This window comes from Pseudomonas sp. SZ40 (assembly GCF_052958135.1).
Genome location: NZ_JBQWIF010000042.1, coordinates 15,237 through 35,242, shown reverse-complemented (window position 1 = coordinate 35,242; position 20,006 = coordinate 15,237). Strand labels below are relative to the sequence as shown.

Sequence of the window (20,006 nt, the reverse complement as noted above, 5' to 3'; positions counted from 1 at the left end):
CATGAGTGCGCCGGTGGCCGCCGGCGTTCCGGTCAAGCAGGCGATCACTCGCCGCCCAGCCCAGGCTGACCACCGGTCAGTCCGCTCGGCAAAAAACACTCAACCATCTCCAACTGTCACGACTCCTACACACAAGAGGATGAAAATGCCTCCCCGTTGCGGCAGCAGGATGTCGTCGCGGGTCAGAACAAAACTGGATTAGCGAGAGTCGTGCAATGAAATCGATCCCTGGAATGCTCGAAGGCGCGATGGCCGTCCGCTTCTATCAAAGCGTGAATGGTCCTTTCCCCATCGAAGTCGGCGCTGCCGTGCCCGGCTCCAGCATGTCCGCCATCGTCAAGCCGACCGCTGGGCTGGCGATGCTCGATCCCATGAGTGAAGAGGACCTGGGGCTGTCGCTGCTCGAGGCCGAGGCCACCGGGCTGCAGCCGGAAAAGGTCTGCGATCAGCTCAATGCGTTCATTGGCGGGCGGCGGGTCAATTGCACCAGTGCCGCCGAGGTCGAGGCGATCACCCATCTGTTCCGCGCCTGCGCCATCGAGCCGGAGTTCGCGCTGGCCACCCTGGACGCGGCGGCGCTGTACCTGCCCAAGGCACTGCCCGTGGATCAGTACCCGGAAACCATCGCCCGGGATCTGTTCATCCTCGCCAGGCCGTTCGAGACCCAGCGTCTGCGTTGACGCTGCTCAGCGGGCCACACTCACGTACCGCGCTCTGGAGGGCGACGACGATTGCCTCGCTTCGGTGAGCGATCGCCGTTTATTTGCCTTCTCAGGCTTCTCTCGCTCGCTTGTTGCGCCTTAGAATCATTATCTTTAAGGTGCCCGCGAGATCCCGATCATGATGTTGACCCTCCCCGATGTGCTGACGCCCGAGCAGTTGCGCCAATGCCGCGCGGCGCTTGAGCAGGCGGCCTGGCAGGATGGTCGCGGCACCGCCGGACACGTCGCTCAGCGCGCCAAGGATAATCGGCAGCTCGCTCACGACGATCCCCTGGCCGTGCAGATTGGCGATTTCATCGTCGATTGCCTGGGCGCCAATCCGCTCTTCGTCTCTGCGGCATTGCCGCTCAAGGTGCTGCCCCCGCGCTTCAATCGCTACGAGGGTGGCGGCACCTATGGCAACCATGTCGACAATGCCATTTTCAGTGTGCCCGGCACGCCACATCGGGTGCGCAGCGATCTCTCCGCGACGCTGTTCTTCAGTGACCCCGACGAGTACGACGGCGGTGAGCTGGTGGTCGAGGACAGCTATGGCAGCCACAGCGTGAAGCTGTCTGCCGGGCACCTGATTCTCTATCCCGGCACCAGCCTGCACCGTGTCATGCCGGTGACCCGCGGCGTGCGGTTCGCCTCGTTCTTCTGGATTCAGAGCCTGGTCCGCGGGGACAGCCAGCGCAGCATGCTGTTCGAACTGGATCAGGCGATTCAGGGCGTCACCCGGCAACTGCCTGAAAGCCCGGAGGCGGTGCGCCTGACGGGCGTGTATCACAACCTGCTGCGGCACTGGGCGAATACCTGAGCATGGAAATCGTGCAGCAGATACCGCCGGGCATCGCGTCGGTCAGCGATTATCGCGCCATCGCCCAGACGCGCATGAGCGAGCAGGCCTGGGCCTATATCGACGGCGGCGTTGCCGATGAGCTGACCCTGCAGGCCAACGTCGCGGCCTTCCAGCACCCGCGCCTGCGCAGCCGGGTGTTGCGTGACCTCAGTGGGGGGCATACCCGCAGGCAACTGTTTGGCGTCACCCACGATTTCCCGATCCTGCTGGCGCCGGTCGCTTACCAGAAGCTCGCCCATCCGGCGGGCGAGTTGGCCACGGTAATGGCTGCGTCGGCCTTGCAGGCCGGGATGATCGTCAGCACTCAGGCGAGCACCAGCCTGGAAGCGATTGCCGCAGCGGCCGGCAACCCGCTGTGGTTTCAGCTGTACATCCAGCCCGACCGGGCTTTTACCGAAGCCCTTGTACGGCGCGCTGAAGCGGCCGGTTATCGTGCGCTGGTGCTGACGGTGGACGCGCCGGTCAACGGCGTGCGCAACCGCGAGCAGCGTGCAGGGTTCGTGCTGCCTGAGGGTGTGCAGGCAGTCAATCTGCAGGGCATGCGCACGCCCGTCATCAAACCCGCACCGGACAACGGCGCCTTGCTGCTCGGTGGCAGCCTGCTCGCTGCGGCGCCGACTTGGGCAGATATACGCTGGCTGCGCTCGATCACCACGTTGCCGCTGCTACTCAAGGGTGTCACCGAAGTGGATGACGCCAATGAAGCCCTGGCGCAGGGCGTGGATGGTTTGATCGTGTCCAACCATGGCGGCCGAACGCTCGATGGCATGGCCGCCAGCCTCGACTGCCTGGAGCCGATTGCCGATGCACTGCAGGGCCGAATGCCGCTGCTGTTCGACGGTGGCATTCGGCGCGGCAGCGACATCCTCAAGGCGCTGGCGCTGGGCGCCGATGCGGTGCTGATCGGCAGGCCTTACCTCTATGGCCTGGCCGCTGCCGGCGCCGCTGGTGTGGCCCATGTGATCCAGCTCTTGCGTGCCGAGCTGGAGGTGGCCATGGCGTTGACCGGTTGCCGTGATCTGGCGGCCATCGACAAACGGGTGCTGGCACGCTGACCGATCAACAGGACGGCTCCACTGATGAGCAAGGCTGGAGCGCTGGCCCTGCGCGTCAGCCGCCATTCGAGATCGAACCGATGCATGCCGCCAATGAGAATGATTGTAATTAGCTGATGGTAGTATATATCATTTGCTCTTCACGACTTTTCGGGGGGAGCTTTCATGTTGCACATAAAAAAATCGCTAACGCGTCGTCCTCAACCTAGCCTGCTGGCCTCGGCCATCGGCTTTGCCTTGGCTTCTTGTGCGTGGGGTGCGGTTGCCCAATCGGCCACCAAACCAGGCTCGCTCGAGCTAGGTGACGTAAGGATTCAGGGCCAGCAGGAGGAAAATTACCGGGTCGAGCAGTCTGCATCGGCAAAGATCGCGACGCCCTTGCTCGATACTCCACAGACCATCACGGTAGTGCCGCAGAAACTCATCGAGGAGCAGCAGGCGCTGAGTTTGCGCCAGGTGCTGTCCAATGTGTCCGGTATCACCTTCAACGCCGGGGAGGGCGGTGGTGGTTCGGGTGACAGCATCAACATTCGTGGCTTCAGTGCCAACGCCAACATGCAGATCGACGGCCTGCGTGACAGCGCGCAGACCAGCCGCACCGACACCTTCAACATCGATCAGGTCGAGGTCATCAAGGGCCCGAACTCGGTATTCGGTGGCGCCGGCACCACGGGCGGCAGCATCAACGTGATCAGCAAGCAGCCGCAGGATCGCGCCTTCACGCGTATCGGTGGCAGCGTGGGCACCGACAGCTACTACCGCATGACGCTCGACACCAACCAGCCGCTCGAAGGTGTGGGCACCGACAGCGCCGTGCGCCTGAACCTGATGGGCCACAAGAACGACGTAGCGGGGCGCGACGAGATCGACCGCAAGCGCTGGGGGATTGCCCCGTCGCTGCGCCTGGGGCTGAACGACTCCACCCGTCTGACCCTCAGCCTGCACCACCAGCAGGACGACAACCTACCGGATTACGGCGTGCCAGCACTGGACGGCAAGCGCCTGGCCGGTGTCGATCGCGAGGCCTACTTCGGCTGGAAGAACCTCGACAAGGAAGAGATCGAGCAAAGCGCGTTCACTGCCAACTTCGAGCACGAGTTCAACGATGACCTGAGCATCCAGAACCTGACCCGCTACAGCCTGGTCAACCGCGATACCACGGTGTCGGCGTCCCACGTCAATACCACCGGGTTGCCGGCAGGCAGTTACCGGCCAGCGGGCCCGCAAGGTTATGGCCGCGATGCCGAGACTGAAATGTGGATCAACCAGACCAACCTGAAGGCGGCTTTCGATACCTTCGGCCTGGCGCACAATCTGGTGGTCGGAGCGGAAATTTCCCGCGAGACTCTGGATCTGCGCACATACAGCTACAACCTGACCAGCGCGGCGCCTTATCCGGTTGCCAATCTAGGCAATCCTCCCAAGTACTGGAGCGGTGCGACCAACAAGGCCAACAGCGGTTACACCGAGACCAAGCTGACCGACAAGGCGATCTACTTCTTCGACACCATTGCCCTCAATGAGCAATGGGACCTCAATGGCGGCGTGCGGGTGGACTGGATGGACGGCCAAGCCCGCGCCTTCAATGCCACGCAGCAGCCAACTACCCGTTTCGACTCCAATGATCGCAAGGCCAGCAGCCGCGTCGGTTTGGTCTACAAGCCTGTGGAGAACGGACGGTTCTATGTCGCCTGGGGCAACTCCTTCAACCCGTCGGCCGAAAACCTGGCGTCTACAGGCGGTGGCTTGACCGTCGCGACAGCGAACCTGGACCCGGAAAAGAACGAGACGTGGGAGCTGGGTACCAAGTGGGAGCTGTTCGACCGCCGAGTGGAACTGGACGCGGCGGTATTCCGGGTGGAGAAGAGCAACGCGCGGGAAACCATGTCCGACGGCTCGACGCAGCTGGCGGGCAAACAGCGTGTCGATGGCTTCGAGCTGGGCCTGACCGGTCATGTGACCGAACAGTGGGATGTGTTCGCCAACTACACCTTCCTCAACAGCGAGACGCTCAAGGCCGCCGATACTCCGGCAGGTGTGGGGCGCGTAGGGCAGGCGCTGGGCAATACACCGCCACGCTCCTTCAACCTGTGGACAACCTACGAGCTGCCTGCAGGCTGGAGCATCGGCTACGGCGCTCGCTACGTCAGCGAGCGCAACGTGACCTCCAGCACGCGCGCCAAACTGGATGACTACTGGCTGCACAACGCCATGGTTGCCTACAAGGTCAACGAGAATCTGGATCTGCAGCTCAACGTCAACAACCTGTTCGATAAGGATTACGTCGAGCGGGTGCGCCAGCAGGCTGGTGCGGTCGCACGTTCTTCAGCTATCGAATATGGCGATGGCCGTTCTGCCCTGTTGTCTGCGACCTACAACTTCTGATTCAAGCCTGACCAGCCCCGCCAACGCACCAGCGTTGGCGGGGCTTTCTCGCAGGTGGGGTCTGGATGGCTGTAAAGGTCGGGTAAATATCGAGCATTCCAAATGATTCTCATCTAGAGTCGCGCGGTTTCATGTCAGGTCCATCTGCTGAGTGTTAATCGTGTTCAAGAAAGTCTTGTTCCAACTGCACTGGTTTTTTGGCATCACTGCCGGCCTGGTGCTTGCCCTGATGGGCGTGACCGGTGCGCTGTACAGCTTTCAGGAGGAAATCCTGCTGGCGATCAATCCGCAGATGGCGGTGACGGCGCAGCCGGGATCGGTACTCGAGCCCGGCGAGATGATCGAGCGGCTGCAGGCTCAGGGCATCGGTGTGTCCGGCCTTTATGTGGATACCGAAGGCGGCCAGCCAGCGCGGGTGTTCCTGACCCCGCCGCCGGGTGAGCGACGTGGCGGTGTGCGCTTCGTCGACCCTTACACCGCCGAGTCACTGGGCGAGCCGCGGGGCATGGCGTTCTTCGGTCTGATGCTGCAACTGCATCGCTTCCTCGCCATGGGCCAGACGGGCCGGCAGATCACCGGCGCCTGTACCATCGCCCTGGTGTTCTTCTGCCTGTCCGGGCTCTATCTGCGCTGGCCGCGGCGGGTGTTCAGCTGGCGCGCCTGGCTGACGTTCGACTGGGCCAAGAAGGGCCGTGCTTTCAACTGGGATCTGCATGCAGTGGTCGGCACCTGGTGCCTGCCGCTTTATCTGTGTGCGGCGCTGACGGGCCTGTATTGGTCATACGACTGGTACCGCAGCGGCCTGGAAACCCTGCTCAGCGATACGCCCCGTGAGGCAGGCGAGGGGCGCGGCCGACGCGGCCCGCCGCCCGATGGCCAGCCAATGCCTGAGGTGAACTACGCGAACCTCTGGCAAGGCATTCAGCGAACGGCGGGCGACAAGCTCGGCGTTTACAGCCTGCAGCTGCCCAATGCACTCGGCCAGCCGGCGCGGGTGTTTTTCATGCTGCGCGACGCCGAGCACACGCGCGCCTTCAACCAGGTGCAGCTCGACCCGCTGACCGGCGAAGCCAAGCAGGTCGAGCGCTACGCCGACAAGTCGTTCAAGGCGCAACTGCTGGCCAGTGTCTACGCCCTGCATACCGGTGAGTACTTCGGCATGCCCGGGCGGGTGCTGATGATGGTCGCCAGTTTGCTGATGCCATTGTTCTTCATCACCGGCTGGTTGCTGTACCTGGACCGACGACGCAAGAAGCGTGCGGCGCTGGCAGCCCGCCAGGCGCTGGCTGGTGGCGAAGGCGGTGAATCCTGGTTGGTGGGGTTCGCCAGCCAGAGCGGCTTCGCCGAGCAACTGGCCTGGCAGACGGCCGGGCAGTTGCAGGCGGCCGGCATGACGGTGGAGGTGCAGCCGCTGGCGCGCATCGATACCGCCAGGCTGAGTACCACGCCCCGTGCCTTGCTGGTGCTCAGCACCTTTGGCGACGGCGAGGCGCCGGACAGCGCTCGCGGCGTGGAAAGGCAATGGCTGGCGGCGACCCTGGATCTGCCGCAGCTGCGCTATGCGGTACTGGCTCTCGGTGATCGGCAGTACAGCCAATTCTGCGGCTTTGCCCGGCGCCTCGACGACTGGTTGAGCAGCCGTGGAGCCCTGCGTCTCGGCGAGCGTGTCGAGGTCGACGGTGACGACGAGGCGGCGCTGCTCGCCTGGCAACGGCAATTGGCCGATCTGACCGGCGTGCAGCCGCTACCGGTGCAGCACGTACCCTTCGATGGCTGGACGCTGCGCGCGCGTGAATGCCTCAATCCCCACGGCCAGGGTCAGAGCACCTGGCTGATCGGCTTGCAGCCACCGACCGGCGTCTCGTGGGAGGCCGGCGATATCCTGGAGATTGTGCCGCGCAATGGCGAGGCTCAGGTTCGTCACTGGCTGCACGAGCATGGCTTGCAGGCACTGGAATCCGTGGTCATCGAGCCGTTGGGGCACACGCTTGGCGAGGCGCTGAGCGCTCGTCAGTTACCGTTCAGCGCCAGCCATCTGGTTGGTCTGCATGCCCAGGCGCTGCTCGATGCGCTGGTGCCGCTGGCGAGCCGCGAGTACTCCATCGCGTCCTTGCCCGAGGAGGGCAAGCTGGAGCTGATCGTACGCCAGCAACACCTTGCTAACGGGCAGCTGGGCGCGGGCTCCGGCTGGCTGACCGCGCATCTGCCGGTCGGTGCACAGCTGCTGGCGCGGGTGCGTCGCAACAGTGGTTTCCATGCTCCCGTGGATGATCGACCGGTGATCCTGATCGGCAACGGCACGGGCCTGGCGGGTCTGCGCAGCCTGCTCAAGGCACGCATCGCGGCAGGCCATACGCGCAACTGGCTGCTGTTTGGCGAGCGCAGTGTCGAGCACGATTTCTACTGCGGTGAGGAACTGCAGGGCTGGGCGAATGGCGGCCAGCTGCAGCGTCTTGATCTGGCCTTCTCCCGCGATCAGGCACAGCGCATCTACGTGCAGGATCGACTGCGTGAAGCAACCGAGGAGCTACGTGCATGGATCGCCGATGGCGCTGCCGTCTATGTATGCGGCAGCCTGCAGGGCATGGCGGCGGGGGTGGATCAGGTGTTGCGCGAGGTGCTGGGCGAGGCGGTGGTCGAGGAGCTGGTGGAGCAGGGACGGTACCGGCGGGATGTGTACTGAGGGCTCGCTCTGTCGTTATGGGCAAGTGCTGAAGTGGGTGCGGCCCGTGCGCTAATCGCGGGCATGGCTAGGCGTCCCCGCCCGCTACCACCGTCGAGCTGACCTCCTGACCCGCTGCTGCATTCGTCACGCTGGCTGCCTGAGTCGTCGGGCGCAGCGTGCTGCTGCGCCCGACGTGCGGTCAGAGAAACTGCTCGGCGTGATGGCAGGCCACTTGGCGGCCATCGAGCGGGCGCAATAGCGGAAGTTCGCTCTGGCAGCGTTCGGTAGCGTAGGGGCAGCGCTTGTGGAAGGCGCAACCCGATGGCGGGTTCAGCGGGTTGGGCAGTTCACCGACGATCTTGATCTTCGGCTTGGCCGGATCCGGGTGGATGGTCGGCGTGGCCGACAGCAATGCCTTGGTGTACGGGTGCAGCGGGCGTTCGTAGATGCGCTCGCTGGGGCCGATCTCCGCCGGGCGGCCGAGGTACATGACCAGCACGTCGTCCGCTACGTGACGCACCACCGAGAGGTTGTGGGAGATGAACACGTAGCCGGTCTTGAACTCTTCCTGCAGGTCCATGAACAGGTTGAGCACCTGCGCCTGGATCGACACGTCCAGCGCCGAGGTCGGCTCATCGGCCACCAGCACCTTGGGGGTGAGCATCATGGCGCGGGCCAGGGCGATACGCTGGCGCTGGCCGCCGGAGAACATGTGCGGGTAGCGCTGATAGTGCTCGGGGCGCAGGCCCACCTGACTCATCATCGCCTGGACTTTCTCACGACGCTCGAGACGTGACAGACCGGTATTGATGAGCAGTGGCTCTGCCAGCTGATCACCGATCTTCTGGCGTGGGTTGAGCGAGGCATAGGGGTTCTGGAAGACCATCTGCACGTCGCGACGCAGTTGCTTGCGCTTCTGGGCATTGGCGCCCGCGACTTCCTGGCCGGCGATCTGCAGCGAGCCCGAAGAGGGTTCTTCGATCAGTGTCAGGGCACGGGCCAGGGTGGATTTGCCGCAGCCGGATTCACCGACCACGGCCAGGGTCTTGCCAGCTTGCAGCTCGAAGGACACGCCATTGAGCGCCTGCACCGTGGCACTGGGTTTGAACAGCCCCTGGGAAACGGTGTAGTGACGCGTCAGTTCGCGTGCGGTCAGGACGGTCGTCATCACGCCACCTCGGCATTCAGGTTGAGCGGGAAATGGCAGCGCACGGCGCCACGCTCGTGGGGTTCCAGGGTCGGGCGGCGGTCACGGCAGCTCTGCTGCACGTAAGGGCAGCGCGGCGACAGCAGGCAGCCATGCGGCCGGTCGTAGCGCCCGGGTACGATGCCGGGCAGGGTCGACAGGCGAGTGGCGCCCAGGCTGTGTTCGGGGATCGCCTTGATCAGCGCCTCGGTATACGGGTGGGTGGGCGCATCGAACAGCGCCGGCACCTGGCCCAGCTCCACCGCCTGGCCGGCGTACATCACGCAGACCCGGTTGGCGGTTTCGGCGACCACGGCCAGGTCGTGAGTGATCAGCACCAGGCCCATGTTCTGCTCGCGTTGAAGGTCGAGCAGCAGCTCCATGATCTGCGCCTGAATGGTCACGTCCAGGGCGGTGGTGGGTTCGTCGGCGATCAGCAGCTTGGGCTCGGCAGCGATCGCCATGGCGATCGCGACGCGCTGGCTCATGCCGCCGGACAGCTGGTGCGGGTAGGCCTCGAGGCGGCTCGCCGCCCCTGGAATCTCCACCCGTTCGAGCAGTTGCAGGGCTCGCTGACGAGCTGCCTTGCCCTTGAGGCCGAGGTGCTGGCGGAGTACTTCCTCGATCTGGAAACCCACGGTGAAGCTGGGGTTCAGCGCGGTCATCGGGTCCTGGAAGATCATCGACAGATCCTTGCCGACGATGTGGCGACGCTGGCGGCCCTTGAGGGTGAGCATGTCGGTGCCGTCGAAGACCAGGCGGTCCGCGCGCACGATGCCGGGGGAGTCGATCAGGCCCATCAGCGCCATCATGGTCACCGACTTGCCGGAGCCGGACTCACCGACGATGGCCAGCACTTCGCCCTTGTCGACGCTCAGGTCGAGACCGTCGACCACCGGTACGGCGTTGGCGTCGCCGAAGCGCACGCTCAGGTTACGGATTTCCAGCAGGCTCATCGGGCGGCCTCCATCTGCAGGCGAGGCGCCTGGTGGATAGTGATGCGGAGGTTATTCATGATCGGCCTCCTCAGATCGCGTTCTTGAGCTTGGGATCCAGCGCATCGCGCAGGCCGTCGCCCATCAGGTTGATCGCCAGTACGCTGAGCAGAATCGCCAGCCCCGGCAGGGTCACGACCCACCAGGCGCGCTCGATGTAGTCGCGTGCGGAGGCCAGCATGGTGCCCCACTCGGGGGTTGGCGGTTGTACGCCAAGGCCGAGGAAGCCCAGTGCTGCGGCGTCGAGGATCGCCGAGGAGAAGCTCAGGGTCGCCTGCACGATCAGCGGTGCCATGCAGTTGGGCAGCACGGTGATGAACATCAGCCGTGGCAGGCTGGCGCCGGCCAGGCGTGCCGCGGTGACGTAGTCGCGGTTCAGCTCGCCCATCACCGCGGCGCGGGTCAGGCGCACGTAGGACGGCAGCGAGACGATGGCGATGGCGATCACAGTATTGATCAGCCCAGGGCCGAGGATGGCGACGATGGCGACCGCCAGCAGCAGCGACGGCAGAGCCAGCATGATGTCCATCAGACGCATGATCGACGGGCCCATCAGGCGCGGGAAGAAGCCCGCGACCAGGCCCAGCAGCAAACCGGGGATCAGCGAGATGACCACCGACGCGAGGCCGATCAGCAACGACAGGCGCGCACCGTGGATCAGCCGCGAAAGCAGGTCGCGACCCACCTCGTCGGTACCCAGCAGGAACTGCCATTGTCCGCCTTCGAGCCAAACCGGCGGCGTCAGCAGGGCGTCACGGAACTGCTCGCTGGGCGAGTAGGGGGCGATCCACGGCGCGAACAGCGCGCAGAACACGATCAGGATCATGAAGCCGAGACCGGCGACGGCACCCTTGTTGTGACTGAACGCGCTCCAGAATTCCTTTAGCGGCGAAGGGTAGACCAGGCTCTGGTCCAGGGACGTGGTGGTTGAAGTCATGGTTGTGCCTCGACCTTTGTGGGGGAACCGGGGCGCGTAGCCGACGCTTCACCCATCCATCGCTGCATGTTGTTCATGGTGGATGAAAAAAACGTCATCCACCCTACGGGTTGCCAGCAGTGCTGGTTCAGGGACATGGCAAGCTCCTTCATTAGCGCTGATGGCGGATACGTGGGTTAACGAGTCCATAAAGGATGTCGACCACGAAGTTGACCAGGATGACCAGGCAGGCGATCAGCAGGATGCCGTTCTGCACCACCGGGTAGTCACGGGCGCCGATCGACTCGATCAGCCATTTACCGATGCCCGGCCAGGAGAAGATGGTTTCGGTCAGTACCGCACCGGCCAGCAACGTGCCGACCTGCAGGCCGAATACCGTCAGCACCGGAATCAGTGCGTTGCGCAGGCCATGCACGAACACCACGCGACCCGGTGACAGGCCCTTGGCACGGGCGGTGCGCACATAGTCTTCGCGCAGCACTTCGAGCATCGCCGAGCGGGTCATGCGGGCGATCACCGCCAGCGGAATGGTGCCCAGCACGATGGCCGGCAGAATCAGGTGGCGCAGGGCATCGGCGAACGCGCCTTCTTCACCGGAAAGCAGGGTGTCGATGAGCATGAAGCCGGTCACCGGCGCAATGTCGTAGAGCAGGTCGATACGCCCGGATACCGGTGTCCAGCCCAGCCATACCGAGAAGAACATGATCAGCAGCAGGCCCCACCAGAAGATCGGCATCGAGTAGCCGGTCAACGAGATGCCCATAACGCCGTGATCGAACAGAGAGCCGCGTTTCAGTGCCGCGATCACCCCGGCGATCAGCCCCAGGGTACCGGCGAACAGCAGCGCGGCCAGGGTCAGTTCCAGGGTGGCGGGAAACAGGGTGGTGAACTCGTCCCACACCGGGGTGCGGGTACGCAGCGATTCACCCAGATCACCTCGCGCCAGTTGGCTGATGTAGTCGAAGTACTGAGCGTACAGCGGCTTGTTCAGGCCCAGGCGCTCCATGGCTTCGGCGTGCATCTGCGGGTCGACCCGGCGTTCGCCCATCATCACTTCCACGGGGTCGCCGGGGATCATGCGAATCAGTGCGAAGGTCAGCAGGGTGACGCCAAAGAAGGTGGGAATCAGCAGGCCCAGGCGGCGCGCAATGAAACTCAGCATGGGGGTAGATAACTCCTAATCAGGGCGGTGTCGAACAGGCCGCTGAAAAACTGGCTGCCTCGCCAATGTTTTCAACGACCTGCCAGCAGCAGGGAATTCTGGCGATTCCTTCGCTTGTTTGCAGGTTAGCTGTTCGACCACGACGTTACCCGGGCGTTTTGCCCGGGTTCGCCGTTCGAGGACGGTGCGCGACGCTATCAGTCGTTGCTCACACCGATGAAGCTGTTACGACCGAAGGGGCTGATCTGGAAGCCTTTGACGCTGGTGCGCATCGGTTGGTAGACCGTGGAGTGGGCGATCGGGGTGATCGGCACTTCACGCTTGAGCACCACCTGGGCCTGGCGATACAGCTCGCTGCGCTGTTCCTGATCGGTGACGCGCTTGGCGGCGACCACCAGCTTGTCGTACTCGGCATCGCACCACTTGGAGAAGTTGTTGCCGTCTACCGAGGCGCAGCCGTACAGGGTGCCGAGCCAGTTGTCGGGGTCACCGTTGTCACCGGTCCAGCCGATCAGCATGGCGTCGTGCTCGCCGGCATGGGCGCGCTTGATGTATTCGCCCCACTCGTAGCTGACGATACGTGCCTTGATGCCGACCTTGGCCCAGTCGCTCTGCAGCATTTCGGCCATCAGACGGGCATTGGGGTTGTACGGGCGCTGTACGGGCATGGCCCACAAGGTGATCTCGGTGCCTTCCTTCACGCCGGCGGCCTTGAGCAGTTGCTTGGCCTTTTCCGGGTCGTAGGCGGCGTCCTTGATCGATTCGTCGTAGGACCACTGGGTCGGTGGCATGCCGTTGACGGCCAACTGGCCGGCGCCCTGGTACACGGCGTCGATGATCGCTGACTTGTTCACCGCCATGTCCAGCGCCTGGCGCACTTCGAGCTTGTCGAATGGCGCGCGGGTGACGTTGTAGGCGATATAGCCGACGTTGTAGCCAGGCTCGGTCGGCACGTTGAGGTTCTTGTCCGCCTGCAGCGCCTTGAGGTCGGCTGGACGCGGGTTGAGGGTGACGTGACATTCACCGGCGCGCAGTTTCTGCGCACGCACCGAGGCATCGGTGTTGATCGAGAAGATCAGGTTGTCGATCTTAACCAGTTCGGGTGCCCAGTATTGCTTGTTGCCCTTGAAGCGGATCACCGCATCCTTCTGGTAGCGGCTGAACACGAACGGGCCAGTGCCGACAGGCTTCTGGTTGATGTCAGCGGCCTTGCCGGCCTTGAGCAGCTGGTCGGCATACTCGGCCGAATGCACCGCCGCGAAGCTCATCGCCAGGTTCTGCACGAAGGCGGCGTCCACGGCGTTGAGGGTGAAGACCACGGTCTTGTCGTCGGTCTTCTCGACCTTGGCGATGTTCTTGTCCAGGCCCATGTCGGTGAAGTACGGGAACTCGCTGGGGTACGCCTTGCGGAACGGGTGGTTGCGATCGAGCATGCGCTGGAAGGTGAACAGCACGTCGTCGGCGTTGAAGTCGCGGGTCGGCTTGAAGTATTCGGTGGTGTGGAACTTGACCCCTTCGCGCAGATGGAAGGTGTAGGTCAGGCCGTCTTCGCTGATGTCCCACGAGCTGGCCAGGGAGGGCTGCGCCTTGGTGCCGCCACGCTCGAATTCCGCCAGGCGGTTGAAGATGGTTTCCGAAGCCGCATCGAAGTCGGTGCCGGTGGTGTACTGGCCCGGATCGAAACCGCCCGGGCTGCCCTCGGAGCAATACACCAGGTTACTGGCGTTTGCGAACGAAGCACTGGTGAGCAGTCCTGCGGTGAGCAGAGCCTTGCACAGGGGAGACATGCGCATGCGAACCTCTTTTTCTTTTTGTTCGCGCTTCGGTTCAGCGCGAGCTCGGAATGCGGTGAAAGCGGATAGCCCACCGGGTAAGCCTCGAAATTAAGTCATGCTGAAATTCCGGTCAACAAAAATTAAGCGGCACTAACATTGCGCATAATTGCCCTGAATTGGGGCGAAAATCACTCGATGGTGGGGCGGTCGTCGAAAAGTGCCATGGTGGTCATGGTCAGCACTTCGGCGGGGGCATCGGTGGCATTGGCGAGGCGATGCAGCTTGCCTGCATCGAAGTGCACCGAGTCACCCGGACCGAGAATGTAGTCGCGGCCCTCGATGGTGTAGACGATCTGGCCAGCGAGCACGTAGGAGAATTCCACGCCTTCGTGGGCGATCAGTTCCGACTGGTAACCCACCGGGATATTCATCTTCACTGCGTTGATCGAGTTGCCGGGAAACGAGCTGGACAGGCGCTCGTAGGCCAGCAACTGGCCGCCCACGGTGTAGCGAACCCGCTCGCTGACGTGGGAGTCCGGCTGCGCCTGGGCCGGCTGATCGAACAGGGCGTTGAGCGGGATGTTCAGGGATTTGGCAATGCTCGCCAGGGATGAAATCGACACGCCGGTCAGATTGCGTTCTGCCTGAGACAGGAAGCTCGCGGTCAGGCCGGCGTCGGCCGCGACCTGATTGAGGGTCTTGCCGGCGGCCCGCCGGTAGCGGCGCAAGCGTTCGCCAATGCGATCTGCGGTCATGAAAGGGGCTCGCTGTTCGAATCGTCGCAGTATACCCATCAGACGCAGGGACTTCAGCCTGAACCTCCGGTGCTTTTTAAGTCTGACTGAAAAAGCCTTTGACCAAAATTTAAGTTGCACTTAAATTTTGCCGCAGCGAACTGCCGGGCGACGATGCCCGTTGCAGGCTCAAGAAGAGGATGCGCAGATGACACTGGGAGTGGGCGGCAGCACGCCGGAGCAGGCCTTGGCACGCCTGCGGGACATGACAGGCGGTACGTCGCCGATCAGCGAAGACGAGTACCGCGGCCGCATCGCACGCGCTCAGTCCTTGATGCGCGAGCAAGGTATCGCGGCGCTGTTCGTGTCCGCAGGCAGCAATCTGCAGTACTTCACCGGTGTGAAGTGGAACCCCAGCGAGCGCATGGTCGGGGCGATTCTGCCTGCCGACGGTGTACTCGAATACCTGGCTCCGACTTTCGAAGAAGGCACCGTGCTCGACTTTCAGGTCGTGCCCGGTGTGATCAATACCTGGGAAGAGCATGAGAGCCCCTACGCACTGCTGATCAGATGCTTGCGACGCCTGGGTGTTGCGCCCAATGATGGTGCGCCGCCTCGGGTAGGTCTTTGTTCTTCCTTGCCTTTTTTCATGTACGACGGCCTGCGCCAACTGACCGGCGGTTATCGTTTCGTCGATGCTGGCACCATCACCACGGCCTGCCGACAGCATAAGTCGGCGGCGGAAATCGCCTTGATGCAGCGCGCCAAGGACATGACCCTGGAAGTGCACAAGGCCGCTGCGAGCATCCTTCGCGAAGGCATCAGCACCACCGAAGTCGCCGAGTTCATCCGTCAGGCGCACCGCAAGGTCGGCGCGCCGGGCTCGATCTTCTGCATCGTGCTGTTCGGGCCGGCGAGCGCGTTTCCCCATGGGGTCAAGCATGCGCAGTACCTGAAGGACGGTGACATGGTGCTGATCGACACCGGCTGCCAGGTGCACAGCTACCTGTCGGACATCACCCGCAGCTACGTGTTCGGTACCCCCAGCGCGCGCCAGCGCGAGTTCTGGGACAAGGAGAAGGCTGCCCAGCAGGCCGCGTTCGAGGCCGCTACCCTGGGCGCGCCCTGTTCATCGGTGGACGCCGCAGCGCGCCGCAGCCTCGAGGCAGCCGGGCTTGGCCCTGGCTACAAGCTGCCGGGCCTGTCGCACCGCACCGGTCACGGCATCGGCCTGGACATCCACGAGGGTCCGTATCTGGTCGGTGGCGATGACACGCCGCTGGCCGAAGGCATGTGCTTCAGCAACGAGCCGATGATCTGCGTGCCCGGCGAGTTCGGCATTCGTCTGGAGGATCACTTCTACATGACCGCCGACGGCCCGCGCTGGTTTACCCAGCCGAGCCATTCGGTAGACGACCCGTTCGGGTTGAGCGCGTAACAGCCAGTAGAAACGAAAACGCCCGGCCAATTGGCCGGGCGTTTTCATTCAGGCAGATGCGTTACTCGATGCTGACGCCGTAGAAGGAGTTGATCCCGAACGGGCTGATCTTGAAGTCCTTAACCCGGGTGCTCATCGGCTGGTACACCGTGGAGTGGGCGATCGGCGTGTTCTGCACGTCGGCCTTGAGCAGGTGCTGGGCCTGCTTGTAGAGCACGGTACGCTCTTCACGATCGTTGATCGCCTTGGCCTTTTTCAGCAGCCCGTCGAACTCCTTGTTGCACAGGCGGCTGTAGTTGTTGCCGCCGATGGCATCGCAGCCGTACAGCACGCTCAGCCAGTTGTCGGGGTCACCGTTGTCGCCAGTCCAACCGATCAGCAGCGCGTCATGCTCGCCGGCCTTGGCGCGCTTGTTGTACTCGCCCCACTCGTAGCTGACGATACGCGCCTTGATGCCGATCTTCGCCCAGTCGGCCTGGAGCATCTCGGCCATCAGCTTGGCGTTGGGGTTGTACGGGCGCTGCACGGGCATGGCCCACAGGGTGATCTCGGTGCCTTCCTTCACGCCAGCGGCCTTGAGCAGTTCCTTGGCCTTTTCCGGGTTGTAGGGGGTGTCCTTGATGGTGTCGTCATAGGACCACTGGGTCGGCGGCATCCCGTTCACTGCCACCTGGCCTGCGCCCTGGTAGACGGCGTTGATGATTGCCTGCTTGTTGACGGCCATGTCCATGGCCTGGCGCACTTCGAGCTTGTCGAACGGCTTGTGCTCGGTGTTGTAGGCCAGGTAGCCGACGTTGAAACCGGCCTGCTCGGGCATCTGCAGCTTGGGATCCTTCTTCAGCGTTTCGAGGTCCGCAGGGCGAGGGAATACGCTGACATGGCACTCACCGGCGCGCAGCTTCTGCATGCGCACGGACGGGTCGGTGTTGATGGCGAAGATCAGGTTGTCGATCTTCACGTCTTCGGGCTTCCAGTACTCCTTGTTGCCCTTGTAACGGATCTGCGCGTCCTTCTGGTAACGGCTGAACACGAACGGGCCGGTGCCGATGGGCTTCTGGTTGATGTCCGAGGCCTTGCCGGCCTTGAGCAGCTGGTCGGCGTATTCGGCGGAGTGAATCGACGCGAAGCTCATGGCCATGTTCTGGATGAAGGCTGCGTCAACGGTGGCCAGCGTGAAGCGCACCGTGTGATCGTCGACCTTCTCGAACTTGGCGATGTTCTTGTCCATGCCCATGTCGGTGAAGTACGGGAACTCGGTGGGGTAGGCCTTGCGGAACGGGTGATCCTTGCTGAGCATGCGGTTGAAGGTGAACAGCACGTCGTCGGCGTTGAATTCGCGGCTCGGCTTGAAGTATTCGGTGGTGTGGAATTTCACCCCTTCGCGCAGGTGGAAGGTGTAGGTGAGGCCGTCATCGCTGATGTCCCACTTTTCCGCCAGGCCGGGGACCACGGCGGTGCCGCCGCGCTCGAACTGCGACAGGCGGTTGAATACGGTTTCCGCACCGGCATCGAAGTCGGTGCCGGTGGTGTAGAGCCCAGGGTCGAAGCCCGCAGGGCTGCCTTCGGAGCAGTACACCAGGTTACCGGCGGCCTGGGCGAAGGGGGTGCTGGCGATCAGGCCGGCGACGACAAAAGCCTGGATGAAGGCGTTCTTGTGCATGGTTACCTCATTGGTATTGTGTTTTTCGTGAGGGGTCTGCTGTGGGGAAAACAGGGCGTGTCAGATCGTGACCAGCCTGCCTTAACCCTAGACCTTGTTTTACGCTATGCACGGGATGTGCCGAAAACCAGGCGGGATGTGGCAATGAGGTTGCGACAGCGGTCGCAACCTCGAGATCGGGTGCGCCGAGCGGGCCCGGCGCGGGGATGGGCGTTCGATTACATCTGTACTTCGATCACGCCGTCAGCGCTGAGGGTCACCTGGCTGGTGCCCGCTTCGACTTCAGGCGTCACGCTGTCGCTGGAGAACGCGGAAGCCTTCATGGCTTCCATGCGCATCGGCGGGCGCACGAAGCCGCCACTGTTGAGGCCCAGGCTGACCAGCTTGTAGCTCTTGCCGCCCAGGGCTTCGGTGGTCAACTGCGCGCGCTCCTTGAAGGCCGCCACGGCGTCCTTGATCAGTGCGTCTTCCTCTTTCTTGCGCGTGGCATCGGCGATGCTGAAGCTCATGCCGCCCATCTTCAGGGTCTTGAGCATGTCGCCCGTGAGTTTCGAGAGGGCGGCGAAATCGGCGCTTTCCAGACGGATCTCGGCACGCTCGCGCCAGGCGCTGATTTCCTCACCTTTCTCGCTGTAGACCGGGTAGCTGTTGCGGCTGCCCTGGGAGACGGTCACGCCGTTCACGCCACGGGCCTGGGTCAGACCGGCATTGAGGGTGCGGGTGATCTCTGCGGCGAGAGCGGCTGGATCCTTCTGCTGGGCTTCGGTGTACAGGGTGACCTGCATCAGGTCATGGGCCACTTCATGGCTGACCTGGGTGCTCAGCGAGATCTGGTTGTAGCGTGGCTCGTCGGCCTGGGCAGTGACGCTGAGCAGACCAGCGGTAGTGAGGGCCAGAGCGGTGGCGAGACGGGACAGTGGCTGCATGGCGGTTCCTTATCGGTGACGTGTACGGCCCATCGGCCGTGTTCATGAGGGTAGACGAGGCGACGTGGGGATTCGGGTTAAGCCCGGTCGAAAAAAATATCCGCCCCCTCTCTGACCTCCATTTCTGGCAGGTGACTTCTTTAATCCTCTACCTGGGCCGGCAATCATCGTACGACTGCGGCGCGTTGCCGCATCAGGCCGTTGGCGGGCTTGGTTATACTCGCCAGGCTCGCGATGAGCCTTGAGGAAATTTGATGCTCGCCCCCGTACAACTGCTCTCCGCCAGCCGCCAGAACCTGTGGCGGCTGACCCTGATTCGCTTTCTGGTGCTGGCGGCACAGGCCGGTTCGGTCGGCCTGGCCTACAAGTCCGAGCTGCTGCCGCTGCCGTGGATGCAGTTGAGCATCACCCTGGGCGCCTCTCTGGTGCTGTGCCTGCTTACGGCCATTCGCCTGCGTGGGCCCTGGCCGGTGACCGAGGCCGAGTACGGTATCCATCTGGGCTTCGACCTGATCATCCACAGTGTGCTGCTGTATTACTCGGGTGGCTCGGCCAACCCCTTCGTTTCCTATTACCTGGTGCCGCTGACCATCGCCGCCGCGACACTGCCGTGGCTGTTCACCATGATCCTCGGCGGTATGGCGCTGGCCTCCTACACCTTGCTGCTGATGTGGTCGCACCCGCTGCAACTGCCGGTCGGACCGCGGGAAAGCCTGCTGGTCTATGGCATGTGGCTGAGCTTCGCCCTGGCGGCGGGGTTGATCACCTTCTTCGTCGCCAAGATGGCCGAAGAACTGCGTCAGCAGGAAAAACTGCGGGCCGAACGCCGCGAGGAGGGCATGCGTGATCAGCAACTGCTGGCCGTGGCCACCCAGGCTGCCGGTGCCGCCCACGAGCTGGGTACGCCCCTGGCGACCATGAGCGTGCTGATCAAGGAACTGCGTCGCGAGCACCAGAACCCGCTGCTGCAGGAAGACCTGGCGCTGCTTCAGGAACAGGTAAAACTGTGCAAGGAAACCCTCCAGCAACTGGTGCGCGCCGCCGAAGCGGATCGCCGTCAGGCAGTGGTGGAGATGTCCTCGGTGGCCTGGTTGGAAACCACCCTGAATCGCTGGCACCTGATGCGCCCCGAAGCCAGCTATCGTTACGAGTGCCTGGGGGTCGGCAAGCCGCCGCAATTGATGCCGCCTGCGGACCTGACCCAGGCGCTGCTCAACCTGCTCAACAATGCTGCCGATGCGTGCCCGGAGAATCTGGAAATCTGCCTGGACTGGGATCACCAGTGGGTGCGTCTGAGCATACGGGACTACGGTGCCGGTGTACCCTTGGCCATTGCCGAGCAACTGGGGCGGCCGTTCTTCACCACCAAAGGCAAGGGCAAGGGGTTCGGCCTCGGGCTGTTCCTCAGTCAGGCCAGCGTGACCCGCGCCGGCGGCACGGTGAAGCTGTATAACCATGAAGAAGGCGGCACGCTCACCGAGCTCAAGCTGCCAAGGGCTTACGTTCGGGCCTGAGTTAAGGAGTG

Annotated in this window: 15 protein-coding genes; 7 read left to right on the top strand and 8 right to left on the bottom strand. The window is 63.4% G+C overall.

The annotated features are described in order from the left end of the window. Nucleotides 1-215: 215 nt before the first annotated feature. The 5 genes from ACT9T4_RS23130 to ACT9T4_RS23110 all read left to right on the top strand — a co-directional run bounded on the left by ACT9T4_RS23130 (nucleotide 216) and on the right by ACT9T4_RS23110 (nucleotide 7,686). The gene (locus tag ACT9T4_RS23130; RefSeq protein WP_156152735.1) at nucleotides 216-680 is read left to right on the top strand and encodes a hypothetical protein; all 465 of its coding nucleotides are present in this window, start codon (nucleotides 216-218) and stop codon (nucleotides 678-680) included. A gap of 160 nt (nucleotides 681-840) precedes the next feature. Then, the gene (locus ACT9T4_RS23125) at nucleotides 841-1,521 is read left to right on the top strand and encodes a Fe2+-dependent dioxygenase (protein ID WP_042554763.1); all 681 of its coding nucleotides are present in this window, start codon (nucleotides 841-843) and stop codon (nucleotides 1,519-1,521) included. Between the two features lie 2 nt (nucleotides 1,522-1,523). Further along, nucleotides 1,524-2,618: an alpha-hydroxy acid oxidase gene (locus tag ACT9T4_RS23120; RefSeq protein WP_499119141.1), complete on the top strand. Its 1,095-nt coding sequence runs from the start codon at nucleotides 1,524-1,526 to the stop codon at nucleotides 2,616-2,618. 165 nt (nucleotides 2,619-2,783) lie between these two features. Next, entirely contained in the window at nucleotides 2,784-5,003 is a 2,220-nt protein-coding gene (locus ACT9T4_RS23115) for a TonB-dependent receptor (RefSeq protein ID WP_499119139.1), read from the top strand. Nucleotides 5,004-5,163: 160 nt separating this feature from the next. Next, complete coding sequence (locus ACT9T4_RS23110) at nucleotides 5,164-7,686, top strand: PepSY domain-containing protein (RefSeq protein WP_499119137.1); 2,523 nt, start codon at nucleotides 5,164-5,166, stop codon at nucleotides 7,684-7,686. A 181-nt stretch (nucleotides 7,687-7,867) separates the two neighbouring features. Here ACT9T4_RS23110 and ACT9T4_RS23105 read toward each other — a convergent pair whose 3' ends face one another. The 6 genes from ACT9T4_RS23105 to ACT9T4_RS23080 all read right to left on the bottom strand — a co-directional run bounded on the left by ACT9T4_RS23105 (nucleotide 7,868) and on the right by ACT9T4_RS23080 (nucleotide 14,478). After that, nucleotides 7,868-8,836, bottom strand: a complete 969-nt coding sequence (locus ACT9T4_RS23105; protein ID WP_179539901.1) for a peptide ABC transporter ATP-binding protein — start codon at nucleotides 8,834-8,836, stop codon at nucleotides 7,868-7,870. Beyond that, a complete protein-coding gene (locus ACT9T4_RS23100; RefSeq protein ID WP_499119135.1) occupies nucleotides 8,836-9,810 on the bottom strand; it encodes an ABC transporter ATP-binding protein in 975 nt (324 codons plus the stop codon). The genes ACT9T4_RS23105 and ACT9T4_RS23100 overlap by 1 nt, the downstream gene beginning before the upstream one ends. A 70-nt stretch (nucleotides 9,811-9,880) precedes the next feature. Then, entirely contained in the window at nucleotides 9,881-10,786 is a 906-nt protein-coding gene (locus tag ACT9T4_RS23095) for an ABC transporter permease subunit (protein ID WP_179539902.1), read from the bottom strand. A 151-nt stretch (nucleotides 10,787-10,937) separates the two neighbouring features. Next, complete coding sequence (locus tag ACT9T4_RS23090) at nucleotides 10,938-11,948, bottom strand: ABC transporter permease subunit (protein ID WP_042554770.1); 1,011 nt, start codon at nucleotides 11,946-11,948, stop codon at nucleotides 10,938-10,940. A 197-nt stretch (nucleotides 11,949-12,145) separates the two neighbouring features. Continuing rightward, nucleotides 12,146-13,735, bottom strand: coding sequence for an ABC transporter substrate-binding protein (locus ACT9T4_RS23085; RefSeq protein ID WP_373565167.1), 1,590 nt, complete (start codon nucleotides 13,733-13,735; stop codon nucleotides 12,146-12,148). A gap of 176 nt (nucleotides 13,736-13,911) precedes the next feature. Beyond that, on the bottom strand, nucleotides 13,912-14,478 hold the full coding sequence (locus ACT9T4_RS23080; protein ID WP_042554772.1) for a cupin domain-containing protein: 567 nt from the start codon (nucleotides 14,476-14,478) through the stop codon (nucleotides 13,912-13,914). Nucleotides 14,479-14,665: 187 nt separating this feature from the next. Between ACT9T4_RS23080 and ACT9T4_RS23075 the strand changes: the two genes are divergently transcribed. Continuing rightward, nucleotides 14,666-15,895 carry a M24 family metallopeptidase gene (locus ACT9T4_RS23075; protein ID WP_499119133.1) on the top strand — a complete coding sequence of 410 codons (1,230 nt, stop codon included), beginning with the start codon at nucleotides 14,666-14,668 and terminating at the stop codon, nucleotides 15,893-15,895. Between the two features lie 61 nt (nucleotides 15,896-15,956). On the opposite strand, the gene ACT9T4_RS23070 is transcribed toward ACT9T4_RS23075, so the two are convergent. After that, the gene (locus ACT9T4_RS23070; protein WP_499119131.1) at nucleotides 15,957-17,555 is read right to left on the bottom strand and encodes an ABC transporter substrate-binding protein; all 1,599 of its coding nucleotides are present in this window, start codon (nucleotides 17,553-17,555) and stop codon (nucleotides 15,957-15,959) included. A 218-nt stretch (nucleotides 17,556-17,773) separates the two neighbouring features. After that, nucleotides 17,774-18,481 carry an SIMPL domain-containing protein gene (locus ACT9T4_RS23065; RefSeq protein WP_499119129.1) on the bottom strand — a complete coding sequence of 236 codons (708 nt, stop codon included), beginning with the start codon at nucleotides 18,479-18,481 and terminating at the stop codon, nucleotides 17,774-17,776. A gap of 254 nt (nucleotides 18,482-18,735) precedes the next feature. Between ACT9T4_RS23065 and ACT9T4_RS23060 the strand changes: the two genes are divergently transcribed. Continuing rightward, nucleotides 18,736-19,995: an ATP-binding protein gene (locus ACT9T4_RS23060; protein ID WP_042554776.1), complete on the top strand. Its 1,260-nt coding sequence runs from the start codon at nucleotides 18,736-18,738 to the stop codon at nucleotides 19,993-19,995. Nucleotides 19,996-20,006: the final 11 nt, after the last annotated feature.